The following is a 257-nucleotide window of genomic DNA, read 5'->3' on the forward strand; positions in this document are numbered from 1 at the left end:
AAGGGAGAAGCCCGGAATGCGCTGGCTCGGGCGCTCTTCTTCAATCAGCTTGGCGAACTGCGGGATCGGCGTTTTGAAAATCAGGCCTATCGGGCGTCAGGTCTGAACCTGCTGGTGGCAGCGGTCATCCTATGGAATACGCGCTATCTTCAGTCTGCCATCACGACGCTCGGTATTTCAGATGACCTGGCCCAGCATATCGCACCCCTCGGCTGGGAGCATATTTCTCTGACAGGCGACTATCGCTGGAATGTCGA

At 56.8% G+C, this 257-nt stretch carries 1 protein-coding gene; it reads left to right on the forward strand.

Annotation, left to right across the window (positions count from 1 at the left end; all coding sequences use genetic code 11):
* Positions 1-257: Tn3 family transposase (locus B7449_RS18815; RefSeq protein ID WP_209426792.1), on the forward strand; the 257-nt coding region annotated here is incomplete at both ends.

It is taken from the genome of Komagataeibacter intermedius TF2 (assembly GCF_000964425.1).
Classification (GTDB): Bacteria; Pseudomonadota; Alphaproteobacteria; order Acetobacterales; family Acetobacteraceae; genus Komagataeibacter; species Komagataeibacter intermedius.